Genomic DNA, 15,042 nt, shown 5'->3' on the forward strand with positions numbered 1-15,042 from the left:
TAATCGGCAGCTGGGTCGTTTAGACGAGGGTATCGGTCCCCGCCGATGGGCGCGAAAGTAGGCTGTGCTCCGGCTGCATCAGCCCCGACGAAGAACCCGGAGTTTCGGTACTGGCAGAAGGGACACCAGCAGGTGCGAAGCGGCAGGCGGCACACCGGACGCAGTGAGCGACACCTACGCCCCGACCGGACCCGACAGCGCGTCGCGCCCTGGCGCGCGGCGGTGACGCTCGGCGTCACCGGACTGTTCGCCCTCACCGCCTGCGGTACCGATGTCGACGACATCACCGCGGGGCCGGGCAAGGGCTGGCCGGTCGCCTTCCACGACGCCCGCAACAGCGGCACCACCCCCGTCACCGGATCGCGGGCGCTGGGGCTGGACTGGACACGCCCCGTGGGTGGACCGATCGCCGCACCCGTCACCGTGGGGCCGGACGGACAGCTGTTCGTCACCACCCGCACCGACTCCCCCTGCACGCTGTTCTCCTTCCAGATGGGCACCGGGCGCAAACGCTTCTGCAATCCCCTGGGCCCCAGCGCGATCGCGGCCGCGAGCGCGGTGGACGGCGGCACCAACATCTATGTCGGCGACGACGGCGGCATGAACTCCTTCAACGCGCTGGGCCAGCCGCGCTGGCGCACGCCGGTCGCCGGGGTGCCGGTATCGGTGCAGTTCACCGGCGACAGCAATGTGCTGTCGGTGACCCAGAGCGGCCAGGTCGACGTGCTCAGCCGCCAGACCGGCGAGCGCGTGGTCTCCACCTATCAGCTGCTGGGCGAGCCCGACCCGCTGGAGAATCCGGGCCTGAACCGCCCGCCGGACGGGCAGGGCCTCGAGGACTGCGCCACGGGCGGCCCTCAGTGCCCGGTGGCGAACGTGTCGGCTGTGGACCGGGAGACCGGACGCTTCTACGCGACCGTGTGGCGCCCCGGCGAGGGCACCGCCGAACTCGTGGCACTGACCTACGGTGACAAGGCGGTGCGCGAGGACTGGCGGGCGGCCATGCTCACCGGCGGCAGCGCCACCAGCCCGGCGCTGTCCGCCGACGGCTCCACCGTCTACGTGGGCGACAACTCCGGCCGACTGATCGCCGTCGACACCGCCGACGGCCGCACCGTATGGTCACGGGACGTGGGATTCCCGCTGCGCGGGTCGATCTCCGTCGCGGACGGCCTACTGGTGCCGTCCGGCGACGACGGCCATCTGATGGCGGTGCGCGACAACGGCGACAGCTCCGAGATCGCCTGGGAGCGCAAGGATCTGGCACTGCGCGGGCGGCCGGTGCAGACCGCGGGCGGTACCGGCTACGCGGTGTCCACCCTCGGCGGGGCACTGACCCTGATCACCTTCGACACCGAGACCGGCGGGACCGTCGACTCCGACGAGCTGCCCGGGGCACAGGGAACCACGGAGAGCATCTCGGTGGGCGCGGAGGGCGAGGTCGTGGTGGCCTCCAAGATCGGCGAACTGTTCGTGTTCAAGCCGGAGGCGTAGCGCTCGCCCGATCCGTCGCCGGTTCCCAGGCGGCTACCGCCGCTGTGAGGCGAGCGCGGCGCTCCGACCCGCCAGCAGGTCGGCGACGAGCGTCGGATGCGACACCTGTGGATAGTGGCCCGCCCCGTCGATCGTGGTGACCCGGCGGTCGGTGGCGACGGTGAGTGGATCGCCGGAGCCGACGACGATGTCGACCGGAACCCGTACGCGGGCAAGCTGTTCGGCCCGGTCGGTGCGCCACCGCGGGGTGCTGGCGGCGGTGAGTGCGGCGATGGTGCGCCGGGCAACGCCCGGACGGCGCAGGTTCACGGCGGCGCTGGCCACCGCGGGGCCGTCCGGAACGCTCAGCAGTTCAGCGAGTTTCGGCGTGGGCAGCCGCTTCAGCACTGCGGCGGTGAGGGGTGAGCGCAAGGTCCACGGGGCGCGTTCCTGGAGGAAGGCCGGGGAGATGAGTACCAGGCGGGAGATGCGGTCGGGGTGACGCAGCGCGAAATCGATGGCCGCGCCGGTGCCGAGGGAATGGCCGACCAGGACCGGACGGGTGCGCATCGGGGCCAGGAGTTCGTCCAGCCAGCGATCCGGGACGTCGGGGGCGGAACGGCCCAACCCCGGCAGATCGGCGGCGAGTACGGGTGCGTCCAGGGCCGTGGCGACCTCGGCCCAGGAGTCACTGTCGAGCGGAAGGCCGTGCAACAGTATGTATTCGGGATCATGGGCGGTACCGGTGTACCAGAGCCCGTCCCGGAAGCCGCCGGTTCGTTCGGGTACCGCACCGTGCCGGGTGGCGACGACGCCGTCGGCCCAGTCGCGCAGCACGTCACCCACGGGGCGGTGCTCGAGGCCGATCGAACGGGCCACCGCGTCGGCGGCGGCGGTGTCGTAGCGGTCGCCCGCGATGAAGGCCAGCGATTCCGGGTCGACCCCGGTGACCGCACCGGGCAGTGCCCGCAGCACCGACACCGGAATGCTGAATTTCGGTGCGGGAACATGGATGTGGTCGGCGAGCAGCCGCACCAGGTCGGGCAGGTCCGGGGTGGCGGAGTCGAGAATGGTGTATGCCCGACCGGCGGTCTCGGGCAGCTCGGGCAGTCTCGCCAGGAATTTCGCCACATAGTCGACCTCGACGACCGGGACGAAGCTGTCGCGACGACCGGGTAGCGCGGGCAACCGCCCGTTCCACAGGTTGTCGGCGATCACCGAGAGACCGAAGTACTGTCCCGGGCCGAGCACCGAGGCCGGGTTGGCGATGGTCAGCGCGATGCCGAGTTCGTCGGCGAGTTCCCGCAGGGCCGCGTCCGCTTCCATTTTCGACGCCTCGTACGCGCCGCGGCGATAGTCGTTCTCCGGCCCGCCGTCGACTGCGGCGCGGTACCCGGTGATGTGGACCAGGCGGCGCAGCCCCGGTCGGCGGCTCGCCCAGCGCGCCACCTCCAGCGCGGCCGTGACATTCACCCGGCGCGCCTCGTCCGCGTCGAGGCCGAATTTCATGAGCGCGGCGGTGTTGTAGACATCGCGAATATCCTCGAACTCCTGATCCAGCCCGAGACCGGGTCGGGTGATATCGGCGTCGGCGACGGTCAGGCCCGTGGTGTCGACGCTCTGGGCGGCGAGCCAGGAGGTGAGGCGGTCCCGGCCGCCGGGGCGCACCGCCGCGACGACTTCGCGGCCCTCGCGAAGCAGTTCGAGCACGAGGAAACGGCCGATGAATCCGGCAGCGCCGAAGACGATGGTGTCGGACATGGTACCTACTTTCAGTAGACCGGTTTGCATATTTTATGGGCCGAAAGAAGGCCACCCGGATCGGCGGCCTCGATTCAGACGAGGGTGTCGATGGTGGCGGCGATGCGGCGCAGCGATTGCCGGTCACGATGCGCCCGCGCGAGGATCAGCCCGCCCTCCAGCAGGGCCAGCGCGGCAGTGGCCAGGCGTTCGGGTTCGGGGTGCCCGTATTCGGCCAACCGGCGGCGCAACCCCTCCTCCCAGCGCTGATAGACCGCCGAACATGCCTGGCGGACCGCGTCATTGGAGGATGCGGCGTCCAGGGCGACACCGGCGACCGGACAGCCCTTGGTCCAGCCGGACGACTCCAGCCGGTCGCCGAGCATATCCACCAGCCGCTCCAGGTAGCCGCCCACATCGGCGGCCTCGGCGGTCTCGATGATGGCCGCGATCTCCGCGCCCGCCTGCTCCAGGGATTCGGCGACGATCTGATCCTTGCCGCCGGGGAAATGGAAGTAGAGCGATCCGCGGGGCGCACCGCTGGCCTCGAGAATCTGATTGAGGCCGGTGCCGAAGTAGCCGCGCGACTCCATGAGCGAGCCGGTGGCCGCCAGCAGCCGCGCCTTGGTCTCGGCGCCCTTCTTTCCCATGCCGATAACAATAGACCGATCTACATATTTAGGCAACCGGGGCCGGGGTCTCGCACAGGAAGACGGTCGGCGTGCGGCCGATCCGGGTGATGACCAGGGTGTGCGGGCGGGTGCCGCGCGGCTTCAACCGGCCTCGCAACGCATCGGGGTCGATATCCACACCGCGCGTGAGGATTTCGAGCGGGCCGCAGTCCCGGCGGTGCAGTTCGGCGCGCAGCGGCTTCTCCTTGAAGTCCATTCGGTCCAGGACGCGGAACCCGCGCACGCCTTCGGGGACGCCGTCCCCGGTCAGATAGGCGATGCGCGGATCGAGTTGCCAGAGGCCGTGTTTCGCGGCGTAGTGGCGGACCAGGCCCGCGCGTACCACGGCACCGTCGGGATCGACGATCCACTCCCCCGGCTCGCGCTCGGGAATGTCGTCGGGTGCCGCGTCGGTGATGCTCCATGCGGTGCCGTTCGCGGACAGCACGGTGGCGCGCCGGGTCACCCCGGCCTCCGCCAGGCCCGCCGACCACAGGCACGCCTCACGCACCGCGCCGTCGAGCGACACCACCTCGACCTCACCGGACCAGTCGAGCCGATCGAAATCCAGTCCGGGAGCGCACTTCACGACCAGATCCCGACCCGCGTACGCCGCCAGCAGATCGGGCAGCGGCGGTTGCAGCTTCGCCGGATCGTGGGTGCGCCGCCCGTCGGCCCGCCGCGCCGGATCGGCGATCACCACCTCGGCGGCACTGCACGGCACCAGCGCATCGGCCTTGGCCAGCAACATGTTTCGAGCACCGATCCGGACCGCGTGCAGGTTCTGCGCCGCCATATCGAGGCGCACCGCGTCCAGGTCGCTGCCGATGACCGCCGGGCAGACGCGGGACAGCTCGACCAGTTCCGCGCCGATGGAGCAGGTGACGTCGTGGACGGTACGTCCGGCCAGGCGTCGCGCCCGGTGCCGGGCCACCGCCGTCGGGGTCGCCTGCTGGAGGGCGTCGTCGGTGAGCAGCCAGCGCTCAGCGCCGTCCAGTTTGGCGGCGGCACGGCGGCGCAGGCGCACCGTTTCGACGAGCGCCGCCGCGTGGTCGCCGAAGTCGCGGCGCAGCCGCTCCAGATCGCGCAGCAGGGTCGCGGCGGTCAGCGGGAGCCGGTCGGCCTCGGCGAGCGCGGCCGCACCGGCCGCACTGCCGAGCTGGGCGACATCGTCGCGGGTGAAGGCGTAGCCCACCGGCTACTTGGAGCCGCCGGGCTTCACGCCGGTGATCATGACGTTGTAGAAGAACTGCCGCGGCACCACGTGGCGCAACACCTTCTCGTCCAGCTTGGACAGCCCCAGCCACGCCCGGTACTGCGCCATGCGGTAGCGCCAGGTCAGCTTCTCGGCGGGTACGGCGGCCTCGAAGGTGCGCACCGGCCAACCCCACAGGGCGGCGGCGAACTCCTCGGTCTTGGCCTGCACGTCCACCGCGCCCGCGCGCCGGGCGATGTGCTCCAGATCGGTCGGATCGAAGGTGTGCAGATCGACCACGGCCTCCAGGGCGGCCGCACGGGAGGACTCGTCCAGTTCCTCCTGCGGACGCCGCCAGTCCCGCAGGAACGGCAGCTTGGTGACCTCGGTGGTGAGCTTCCAGGTGACCTGGCCCAGCTTGCGGGCGTAGAGGTTGCCGATGGTGGTCGGCTCACCGGCGAAGACGAAGCGACCACCCGGCTTCAGCACCCGCAGGCACTCCTTGAGCGCCAGCTCCACATCCGGAATGTGGTGCAGCACCGCGTGGCCCACCACCAGATCGAAGGTGTCGTCCTCGTACGGGATGGTCTCGGCGTCGGCGACTCGGCCGTCCACGTCCAGGCCGAGATTGCGGCCGTTGCGCGTCGCGACCTTCACCATGCCGGGCGACAGGTCGGTGACCGAACCGGACTTCGCGATCCCGGACTGCATCAGGTTCAGCAGGAAGAAACCGGTACCGCAGCCGAGCTCGAGCGCCCGGTCGTACGGCAGCGGAGCGTCCGGGACCACGGCGTCGAAACGGCCGCGCGCGTACTCGATGCAGCGCTCGTCGTAGGAGATGGACCACTTGTCGTCGTACGTCTCGGCTTCCCAGTCGTGATACAGCACCTGGGCGAGCTTGTTGTCGGTCAGCGCGGCCTGGACCTCGGCCTCGGTGGCGTGCGGGTTCGGCGCTGGATCGTCAGGACGAGCAGTCATGCAGGGCAGCCTAATGAATCACCAGGCGAGCTCGCTGATCGGCCCGGTCATCGGCCCACGAATCGGGCCGCGTCCGGACCGGCCGCCAGATAGGAACGTGTTCCTATCTGCTGATCTTCGGTGTCGAACAGCTCCGCCCATTCCGCGCGGGCGCGATCGTGCCCGTGCGTACCCGCCTCGAAGACCCGCTTGGCGGCCGCGAGGGCCTTGGCCGGACCCGAGATGAACCGCCGCGCCCAGCGCAGCGCGGCCTCGAACACATCGTCGGGGGCGACGACCTCGTCGACGAGGCCGAGTGACGCCGCCTCCTCCGGATCGACGAAACGGCCGGTGTAGACCAGATCCTTCGCCGCCGCGGGACCGATGAGCAGGCTCAGCCGCCGGATACCCGCCAGCGGGATGAGCCCCGCCTTGATCTGCGGCAGGCCGAGCTTCACATTGTCGCCGATGATGCGCCGGTCCGCGCCCAGCGCCAATTCCAGTCCGGCCCCCAGCGCGTACCCGCTGATGGCCGCGACGGTCGGCTGCGGCAGCCGCGCCAGCGCGCCCAGTGCCCGCTGGAAGTCCGCGGCCATGGCCGCGGCCCGCGCGGCGGTCAGCCCCGCCAGTTCGGCCAGTTCGTCGCCCGCCGAGAACACCCGCTCATCGCCGTAGAGCACCACCGCCCGCACGCTCTCGTCCACCGCGAGCCGGTCCGCAACGCTCGCCACCTCCAGCGCGACCTGGAGATCGATCAGATTCATCGGCGGACGTGCGATCCGGATAACGGCGATCCCCTCCGCCACACCCCGGTCCACGGTTACGAATTCGGCCACAGCGGGCAAGCGTACTGCCGTGCGAAGAGGCGCCCTATGCCGGATGCGGGGGTCCGACCGGACACTCCTGCGCGAGTGGTGGGCGCGACCGGTCCGGCGGCGTGAACGGCCGTGCCTGCCGAGCACGGCCGGGGTCAGTCGGTCCAGCGCGGGCCCTGCTTCCGCAGCACCGGGTCGGTGATGCCGCCCCAGCAGCTCAGGGCGGGAGCGTCCCAGCCCGCCAGTTCGGAGCCGCGGTCGTAGACGAACTGGTAGAACTCCAGGGCCGCGCCGACCGGGTCGGCGGTGGCACGGGCCTCGTCGTAGGCGTAGTAGGCGGCGTGGGCCGAGCCCGAGGGCACCCAGCGGGCCTTGCCGGGACGCGGTTCGGCGTCGGTCAGCCCGTCGGGCTCGGGGGCGACGTAGGAGTAGAAGGTGGGTTCGGGGACCTTGTCGTCGCCGAACCAGAATCCGGCGCTGATCACCTCGCGCGAATACGCCTCGCGGGTCACCGGATCCACGCTCGCGGGCATCTCGATGTGCCGGGGCGCGAAGCGCTGCACCGCGATGTCGAAGGTGTGCCAGAAGACCTGCACCGGACTGATCTTCCCGGAGAAGGCGGCGCTGAACTCCTCCAGAATGCGGCCGACCTGGCTGTACACCAGGAAGGCGTGCCGCGCCCGCTCCGGGTCGTAGTCGGCGTGCTCGGTGTCCTCGTCGAAGGGGCGGCCGTGGTCGGGCAGGTCGAAGGGGGTCGGATTCGGCAGCGTGCAGTCGATGTCGGAGGCGCGCAGGGCCGCCATCACATCGGTGTAGAAGCTCGCCACCGACTGGCCCGCCAGCGGTACCGCGCCGCGCCGACCGTGATCGGTCTCGATCCGCAGTTCGTGGTCGAAGAAGTCGAAGGCGCAGGTGAAGACCGGCCCGGTGCGGGCCGAGCCGAGCGGGACCGTGGTCCAGCCGCGCGCGGTGGGCCGGAATGTCATATGCCACCAGTGGTTTCGGCGGATCCCGCGCTCCAGCGCCACCTTGCCGACGATCTGGAGGTAGCGGTGCAGCGTCTCCTTGGTGGGCCGCCAGGATTCCAGCGGGATCGCGGGCAGCGGGTCGGTCATCGCCATCGGTACGCACCTTTCGTCGGGCGTTCGCCGGATATGCACGAAATCAGCAAACTCAGGGTAACCCCGGCTGCCGTGGGTCTCCCGGCGCGCTGTGCTCAGGGTCGCTGAGATCCGCGCAGTCGGGCACCCTCGGGCAGGTCCGAGAAATAGCGGGCGGCGTTCGGGAAGGCCAGGGTGGGGCCGCCCGACTCCGGGTCGTAGACCGGCATGATCGGTTCGATCGCGGGGGTGGCCGCCAGAATGTCGGCGGTGGAGCCGAATTCGCCCAGGGCTACCAGCTGCGACCAGGTGGGCGGGAGCAGCACGTCCAGCCCCGACCGCCAGCGCTCGATGGCCTCGGCGGGGGTGGACCAGGTGACGACCTCCGCCTCGGAGGTGGCGTCGTCGGCCTGCTGTCCCTCGGGCAGCACCGCCACGAAGAAGTGGGTGTCGTAGCGGCGCGACTCCGCCTCGGGGGTGATCCAGTTCGCCCACGGACGCAGCAGATCGGCGCGCAGCACCAGCCGCTCGCGGGTGAGGAATTCGGCGAAGGACAGTTCACGACGCTCCAGCCGACCCCGGGCCTCGGCGTAGACGGCGGTATCGGCGACCACGGTGTCGGCGGTCGGTCCGGCCAGCAGCACCCCGCACTCCTCGAAGGTCTCGCGCACCGCGGCGCAGACCAGCGCCTGCGCCCGCGCCGCGTCGGTGCCACCGAAACGCGCCGCCCACCAGGCGGGTTCGGGTCCGGCCCAGTCCAGCGCCACGGCGGCGTCGGTGGCGTCCACCCCGCCGCCCGGGAAGACGGTCATCCCGGCCGCGAACGCCATGGCGTTCACGCGGCGCTGCAGGAACACCTCGGGCCCGTGCACACCGTCCCGCACCAGCATGACCGTGGAGGCGTCCCGAACCGGCACCGGGGTCGGCTGCTCGCCACGCGCAACTGTCTCGCTCACACTCCGCACCCTAACGTTTGCTAGGTCGGCGCGACAGGGCGGTGCCGGTCCCGGTCACGCGGTGTCGGTACGAATGTGCGGTCGCAACGGCCGCACTGCACGGTCGCGGGCTCAGTCGGCCAGTCGCACGGTGCCGGTGCGCGTTTCGATGGTGAAGGGCGCGGCGGGGTCGGGCCGATGTGCCCAGGTGCCGTGGACCGTGCCGGTGCGGAAGTCCTGGACCTGGCTCGCGATGCCGTCGGCTTCGGCCCAGGTGACCAGGAAGACCCCGGGGTCGAGGGCCGTCACGGTGGCCGGGGCGGTCGCGATGGGGCGATCCGTGCCGCTGCGGACCACCGATGCGCCGTCGGCGGCGAAGGCGAGTGTCAGCGCGGTGCCGGAGTCGTAGCTCACCCGTACCGTCTTACCGGCGAGCGTGACCGGCAGTGTGGCCGTCGCGACGCCCGCGGGCGTGTCGGTGTCCGAGGCACGCTGGGGTGGCGGCGGATTCGCCACGCACGCGACGCTGCTCAGCAGGACGGCGGCGAGCACCACCGAGACGAGAGTTCGACGCACCGCTGCTCCCTCCGTCCGCGACCCGACCTCCGGCCGCCGCACCGCGCTGAGCGTTCGCCCCAGGATGGCGAGTCGGACGAATGCCCCGAACGCGGTGAGCATGACACCGATTCACCAGCCGCGTAACCGAATCGGAACAAGCGAAACGCAGGTGTGAGGCGCCACCCGCACCGAGTCAGCGGGTGCGGTGCCGACCGAAGCGCTGGCTGCGGCGCGCGAAATAGCGGCCGTCGATGCGGTCGAGGGTGATGGACTGGCGGAACGCCTCGCTGAGATTGTCGGCGGTGAGCACATCCTCGAGCAGACCCTGCGCGACCACCGCGCCCTCGTTGAGCAGCATGCCGTGGGTGAAGCCCGGCGGGATCTCCTCGACGTGGTGGGTGACCAGCACGGTGGCGGGCGCGTCGGGGTCGGCGGCCAGGTCGCCCAGTCGTTCCACCAACTCCTCCCGGCCGCCCAGGTCCAGCCCCGCGGCGGGTTCGTCGAGCAGGAGCAGTTCCGGATCGGCCATGAGCGCGCGGGCGATGAGCACCCGCTTGCGTTCACCCTCGGAGAGGGTGCCGTAGGCGCGGTCGGAAAGGTGTTCGGCGCCCAGACTTTCCAGCACGTCGACGGCACGGTCGGTATCCATGTCGTCGTAGCGCTCCCGCCAGCGGCCCATGACCGCGTATCCGGCCGAGACCACCAGGTCGGAGACCTTCTCGTCGAGCGGGACCCGGCTGGCCACGGCCGCCGAGGAGAGTCCGATGCGGGGGCGCAGCTCGCTGATGTCGACCCGGCCGAGCACCTCCCCCAGCAGGTTCGCCGTCCCCGAGGTGGGATACATCTCGGCGGCGGCCATACGGAGCAATGAGGTCTTCCCGGCGCCGTTGGGGCCGAGCACCACCCAGCGTTCGTCGAGTTCCACCTGCCAGGTGACCGGCCCGACGAGGGTGTGACCGGAACGTCGGACGGTGACGTCGTTGAAGTCGATGAGCAGATCGGGATCCGGTTGCGGCACGGGCTCCATCTTGTCTCACGCCCCAGGACGCGCGTCAACGTGGTGTGCGATCACGGGCGTGTGTCACAGTCCGCTGGGCCGCCGATCGCGGCCGAATTCGTCGGCCGGACGGTCGAATTCCCCGCGTCGCGCACGCTCCCGCATTTCCAGGCTGTCGAATTCCGACGACCGCCGCTCGACGCGCGGCCTGCGGAACATGCGTGCCAGAATCAGCGCCGCCGGAATGGACAGCAGCACCCACACGATAAGAATCACCAGCAGAGTAGTCATCTCCGTGTTTCCTCCCGCGGAAACTCGTGCCCCGATCCTTGCCCAGCGGTACGGCGAAGTCGATACCCGCAGCACACATAGGCCAGTGTGGAGACCGTTCGGTTCATCGCTGGGACATCGGCGCGGCAATCACGCGACAATTCGAACGTCCCGCGGCGCGGCGATGTTCCGTCACCGTCCCGGCACCGCGATCACCGTCATGGACCCCGGAGCCACCTCGGTGAATCCGGCATCCCGGACGGCGATCGCACCGCCCTCGGCCACGCGTTGTCGCAGCCGTGCCCAGCGACCGGGGTCGGCATCCGCCACAGCACAACGGAAGCCACTCTCGGACCAGGCATACACCTGCTGCACGGGCAGGGCCCCGGCGAGCAGCATGCTCGCGTGTCCCACCTGTGCGGCAGCCTTACCCACGGACATACCCAATTCGGCGTTCACCCATAGCACCGGATACCTCTCGTCGAGATCACCTGGTTCATCGAGGGGTAGTTCGGTGCCGCCGATCTGCAGGCGTTTGATCCGCGCGTCGACCGACCCGACCGGTCCGGGCACCAGGGCCCGCGCCTGCGCGCCGTCGAGTTCCACGGTCACCCCGTCCACCTCCTGGGCGGCCAGCCAGTGTGCGCCACGTGCCCGGCGGGCGACCTTGCGGATCCGCGACCGCTGCCACGCCAGGTACCGGTCCGCCCACGGCCCGCCCGGACCCACCCGTTCGTCGAGACACAGGGCGACCGTCGCGGCGGCGGCAGCGGCCAGCACCGCGTCACGGCGGGGCGGATCGGCCTTCGGAATATGCAGTACCAGTTGCATGGCCTGGACCAGCGCCGGATCGTCGGGATCGCCCGCGCCGCCGTATCCGCGCGCCAATTCCGCGTGCCGTACCGCGAATTCCGCGAATCCGGATGCTGATTCGATATCGCACACATCTTCGGTCACCGATCCACTCTGCTCGAGAATGCCGGGCAGCGCCAACTCGCCCGCTGGCGAGTGCGTTTCGGACGAGTGCGTTTCGGGCGAGTGCATTGTCGACGTGCCGGGACGGAACTACGCGACGCGAACGGTGAGTGTGAAGCGCTCATCGGCGTCGGAAGGCTCTTCCCACGGCCGGGCATACACCAGTTCGAGAGTGGTCGTCCCCGGCCGCTCGGCGCGGAACGCCCACGTCTCGGTGCCGCCCTTGCCGGGCATGTCCGGGCCCGGATCCGCCTGGTAGTCCGGATCACCGTCCTGGATCAGGATGCCCTGGTCGAATCGCACCGTCCCCCAGGAATATCCGGTGGACGGATTGGACGGCAGCCGTATCAGCAGGCGCTGCCCGGGCCGCACATCCAGTTCGGTGCCGTTCGCGGACCGGTCGACCGTGACCGGGCTCGGCGCGGGGTCGGGCACGGTGGTCGACGGATTCGCGGTGGCGGCGGTGGTGCTCGACGCGGTGGCGGGCCGCGCCGTGGTCGATGCCGTGTCGGAGTCGCCGGAGTCGGTGGAACAGCCGACGAGCACCAGGCCGAGCGCCACGACCGGCAGGAGGCTACGCATGGGGCGAGCCTACTGGCGAACTCCTGGCATACCCGCCATCGACGCGGGCGAGTCAGCTGTTGAGCGGCACCCGGCGCAGCATCCCGTCGCGGGCGTCGGCCGCTTCCACCTCGTCGCGGGTGACGCCGAGAATGAACAGGATCGCGTCCAGGTACGGATGCGACAGTGCCGCGTCCGCCACCTCGCGCAGCGCGGGCTTGGCCTGGAAGGCGATGCCCAGCCCGGCGGCATTGAGCATGTCGATGTCATTGGCGCCGTCACCCACCGCGACGGTCTGCTCCATGGCCACACCGGCCTCGGCGGCGAACCGCCGCAGCGCCACCGCCTTGGCGGCACGGTCGACGATATCGCCCACCACCTTGCCGGTGAGCTTGCCGTCGACGATCTCGAGCGTATTGGCCTGCACGAAATCGAGTTCCAGCTCGTGCGCGAGCGGTTCGATGACCTGGCGGAACCCGCCGGAGACCACACCGCAGCGGAAGCCGAGGCGGCGCAGCGTGCGAATGGTGGTGCGCGCCCCGGGGGTGAGTTCGATGCGGTCGGCGACCTCGTCGATCACCGAGGCGTCCAGCCCGGCCAGCGTCGCCACCCGCTGGCGCAGCGATTCGGCGAAGTCGATCTCGCCGCGCATGGCGGCCTCGGTGACCTGGCGGACCTCGTCCTCCACACCCGCGTGCGCGGCCAGCATCTCGATGACCTCGCCCTGGATGAGGGTGGAGTCCACATCGAAGACGACGAGCCGCTTGGAGCGGCGTGCCAGGCCCGCACGCTCGACCGCCACATCCACGCCCGCCTTCACGGCCACCTCGGCCAGACCGGTGCGCAGTCGCGTCTCCGCCATGCCGGTATCGACCGCGTCGGACGCCGTCTCGACCACCTCGGGACGGCCCGCGTCGCCGATCGGCACCGCGACGGCGGGCGCGGAGGGCACCGTGACCATGAGTTCCAGCCCGGTCACCGGATAGTCGGCGATACCGCGAATGGAGTCGATATTGACGCCCTGCCCGGCCAGTTCCCGGGAGATGGCCCCGAAGGCGCGCGCGGTGACCGGGCTGCCGAGCACGACCACGGCGTGGGTGGACAGTTTCGCGCCCGAGACGCTGTTCGCGCCGATCTCCACGTCGACATGCATGCCGACGGTGGCCATGGCGTCCTCGAGCTGATCCTGCAGGGCCTCCGGATCGCTGGGACAGGTCACCAGCACGCCCAGGGTCAGGCGACCGCGAATCACGACCTGCTCCACGTCGAGCAGGCTGACGGAGTTGTTCGCCAGGGCCGCGAGCAGCACCGACGTCACGCCCGGCTTGTCGGGTCCGGTGACCGTGACCAGAACCGTCGTGTCAGACGTGCTCAATCGAAACTCCGTTCTCGCGTGTGACCTGACCGTCGGCACGCGACGGCTCGCTCATTCTTCCAGGTGTGCCGCCGGTCGCCCGCGCCGACCACCGCCCCGGTGGCGGGCATCACCCGCCGTCGGTTGTCCGATGCCGCGTGCCGCGATGTCACAGCGGAAACGCGAACGCGGCGGCCGTCCGAGGACGGCCGCCGCGCGCTGCTCGATCGACTGAGGTCAGACCTTCGCCGTCTCCTTGACGGTGTGCGCCTTTCCACCCCAACCCACGTGCGCCTCGGCGCGCATGCGGTCGATCATGTGCGGGTAGTGCAGCTCGAACGCCGGACGCTCGGAGCGGATCCGCGGCAGCTCGTAGAAGTTGTGCCGCGGCGGCGGGCATGCGGTCGCCCACTCCAGCGAATTGCCGTAGCCCCACGGATCGTCCACGGTCACCACCTCGCCGTAGCGGTAGGACTTGAAGACGTTCCAGATGAACGGCAGCATCGACGCGCCCAGAATGAAGGCACCGATGGTGGAGATGGTGTTCAGCGTGGTGAACCCGTCGGTGGGCAGGTAGTCGGCGTAGCGACGCGGCATACCCTCGTTACCCAGCCAGTGCTGCACCAGGAACGTGGTGTGGAAGCCCACGAAGGTGGCCCAGAAGTGCCACTTCGCCAGGCGCTCGTCCAGCATGCGACCGGTCATCTTCGGGAACCAGAAGTAGATGCCCGCGTAGGTGGCGAACACGATGGTGCCGAAGAGCACGTAGTGGAAGTGCGCCACCACGAAATAGGTGTCGGACACATGGAAGTCCAGCGGCGGCGAGGCCAGCAGGACGCCCGACAGACCACCGAAGAGGAAGGTCACCAGGAAGCCGACCGAGAACAGCATGGGTGATTCGAAGGTCAGCTGACCCCGCCACATGGTGCCGATCCAGTTGAAGAACTTCACACCGGTCGGCACCGCGATGAGGAAGGTCATGAACGAGAAGAACGGCAGCAGCACCGCGCCGGTGGCGTACATGTGGTGCGCCCACACGGCGATGGACAGCGCGGCGATACCCAGCGTCGCGTACACCAGCGTGGTGTAGCCGAAGATCGGCTTGCGGCTGAAGACCGGGAAGATCTCCGACACGATGCCGAAGAACGGCAGCGCGATGATGTACACCTCGGGGTGCCCGAAGAACCAGAACAGATGCTGGTACAGCAGCGTGCCGCCGGAGGCCGGGTCGTAGATGTGGCCGCCCAGGTGCCGGTCGTAGGCCAGCGCCATGAGCGCGGCGGTCAGCAGCGGGAAGGCCAGCAGCACCAGCACCGAGGTCACCAGGATGTTCCAGGTGAAGATCGGCATGCGGAACAGGGTCATACCCGGGCAGCGCAGGCAGACCACCGTGGTGATCATGTTGACGCCGCCGAGGATGGTGCCCAGACCGGAGACGGCC

15 protein-coding genes are annotated in these 15,042 nt (G+C 70.0%); 1 reads left to right on the forward strand and 14 read right to left on the reverse strand.

The features are described 5' to 3' along the window. Nucleotides 1-132 precede the first annotated feature (132 nt). Nucleotides 133-1,494 (forward strand): outer membrane protein assembly factor BamB family protein, encoded by a 1,362-nt coding sequence (locus ON31_RS38405; protein ID WP_303621447.1) that lies wholly within the window; start codon nucleotides 133-135, stop codon nucleotides 1,492-1,494. Between the two features lie 33 nt (nucleotides 1,495-1,527). Here the strand turns inward: ON31_RS38405 and ON31_RS22085 are convergent, their stop codons facing one another. The 14 genes from ON31_RS22085 to ON31_RS22150 form a co-directional block, all read right to left on the reverse strand. Further along, on the reverse strand, nucleotides 1,528-3,234 hold the full coding sequence (locus ON31_RS22085; RefSeq protein ID WP_039816272.1) for an alpha/beta fold hydrolase: 1,707 nt from the start codon (nucleotides 3,232-3,234) through the stop codon (nucleotides 1,528-1,530). Nucleotides 3,235-3,308: 74 nt separating this feature from the next. Then, complete coding sequence (locus tag ON31_RS22090; protein ID WP_039816274.1) at nucleotides 3,309-3,863, reverse strand: TetR/AcrR family transcriptional regulator; 555 nt, start codon at nucleotides 3,861-3,863, stop codon at nucleotides 3,309-3,311. Between the two features lie 28 nt (nucleotides 3,864-3,891). Further along, the gene (locus ON31_RS22095; RefSeq protein ID WP_039816276.1) at nucleotides 3,892-5,079 is read right to left on the reverse strand and encodes a class I SAM-dependent methyltransferase; all 1,188 of its coding nucleotides are present in this window, start codon (nucleotides 5,077-5,079) and stop codon (nucleotides 3,892-3,894) included. 3 nt (nucleotides 5,080-5,082) lie between these two features. After that, entirely contained in the window at nucleotides 5,083-6,057 is a 975-nt protein-coding gene (locus ON31_RS22100; RefSeq protein ID WP_039816278.1) for a class I SAM-dependent methyltransferase, read from the reverse strand. A gap of 47 nt (nucleotides 6,058-6,104) precedes the next feature. Beyond that, nucleotides 6,105-6,872: an enoyl-CoA hydratase-related protein gene (locus tag ON31_RS22105; protein WP_039816280.1), complete on the reverse strand. Its 768-nt coding sequence runs from the start codon at nucleotides 6,870-6,872 to the stop codon at nucleotides 6,105-6,107. A 134-nt stretch (nucleotides 6,873-7,006) separates the two neighbouring features. Continuing rightward, a complete protein-coding gene (locus ON31_RS22110) occupies nucleotides 7,007-7,972 on the reverse strand; it encodes a DUF5996 family protein (RefSeq protein ID WP_063821548.1) in 966 nt (321 codons plus the stop codon). 95 nt (nucleotides 7,973-8,067) lie between these two features. Continuing rightward, a complete protein-coding gene (locus tag ON31_RS22115) occupies nucleotides 8,068-8,907 on the reverse strand; it encodes an NUDIX hydrolase (RefSeq protein ID WP_039816283.1) in 840 nt (279 codons plus the stop codon). Nucleotides 8,908-9,018: 111 nt separating this feature from the next. Then, nucleotides 9,019-9,462, reverse strand: a complete 444-nt coding sequence (locus ON31_RS22120; RefSeq protein WP_147287085.1) for a MoaF-related domain-containing protein — start codon at nucleotides 9,460-9,462, stop codon at nucleotides 9,019-9,021. 175 nt (nucleotides 9,463-9,637) lie between these two features. Next, complete coding sequence (locus ON31_RS22125) at nucleotides 9,638-10,471, reverse strand: ABC transporter ATP-binding protein (protein ID WP_029927341.1); 834 nt, start codon at nucleotides 10,469-10,471, stop codon at nucleotides 9,638-9,640. Between the two features lie 54 nt (nucleotides 10,472-10,525). Further along, complete coding sequence (locus tag ON31_RS22130; protein ID WP_039816288.1) at nucleotides 10,526-10,732, reverse strand: hypothetical protein; 207 nt, start codon at nucleotides 10,730-10,732, stop codon at nucleotides 10,526-10,528. A 171-nt stretch (nucleotides 10,733-10,903) separates the two neighbouring features. Beyond that, nucleotides 10,904-11,668 (reverse strand): peptidyl-tRNA hydrolase, encoded by a 765-nt coding sequence (locus tag ON31_RS22135; protein WP_255222200.1) that lies wholly within the window; start codon nucleotides 11,666-11,668, stop codon nucleotides 10,904-10,906. 108 nt (nucleotides 11,669-11,776) lie between these two features. After that, nucleotides 11,777-12,268, reverse strand: coding sequence for a protease inhibitor I42 family protein (locus ON31_RS34800; RefSeq protein WP_051037581.1), 492 nt, complete (start codon nucleotides 12,266-12,268; stop codon nucleotides 11,777-11,779). 52 nt (nucleotides 12,269-12,320) lie between these two features. After that, nucleotides 12,321-13,622 carry a phosphoserine phosphatase SerB gene (gene serB, locus ON31_RS22145; protein WP_039816290.1) on the reverse strand — a complete coding sequence of 434 codons (1,302 nt, stop codon included), beginning with the start codon at nucleotides 13,620-13,622 and terminating at the stop codon, nucleotides 12,321-12,323. A gap of 216 nt (nucleotides 13,623-13,838) precedes the next feature. Next, nucleotides 13,839-15,042 (reverse strand): cytochrome c oxidase subunit I (locus tag ON31_RS22150; RefSeq protein WP_039816292.1); only part of this gene is annotated, 1,204 nt, incomplete at its 5' end.

The sequence above is a fragment of the Nocardia otitidiscaviarum NBRC 14405 genome (genome assembly GCF_000308635.1).
Classification (GTDB): Bacteria; Actinomycetota; Actinomycetes; order Mycobacteriales; family Mycobacteriaceae; genus Nocardia; species Nocardia otitidiscaviarum.

Bases quoted from the DNA above. Each gene is read 5' to 3' on its own strand.
- ON31_RS34800 (WP_051037581.1), bottom strand. From the start codon at position 12,268: ATGCGTAGCCTCCTGCCGGTCGTGGCGCTCGGCCTGGTGCTCGTCGGC.
- ON31_RS22125 (WP_029927341.1), bottom strand. From the start codon at position 10,471: ATGGAGCCCGTGCCGCAACCGGATCCCGATCTGCTCATCGACTTCAAC.
- ON31_RS22130 (WP_039816288.1), bottom strand. From the start codon at position 10,732: ATGACTACTCTGCTGGTGATTCTTATCGTGTGGGTGCTGCTGTCCATT.
- ON31_RS22085 (WP_039816272.1), bottom strand. From the start codon at position 3,234: ATGTCCGACACCATCGTCTTCGGCGCTGCCGGATTCATCGGCCGTTTC.
- ON31_RS22110 (WP_063821548.1), bottom strand. From the start codon at position 7,972: ATGGCGATGACCGACCCGCTGCCCGCGATCCCGCTGGAATCCTGGCGG.
- ON31_RS22090 (WP_039816274.1), bottom strand. From the start codon at position 3,863: ATGGGAAAGAAGGGCGCCGAGACCAAGGCGCGGCTGCTGGCGGCCACC.
- ON31_RS22100 (WP_039816278.1), bottom strand. From the start codon at position 6,057: ATGACTGCTCGTCCTGACGATCCAGCGCCGAACCCGCACGCCACCGAG.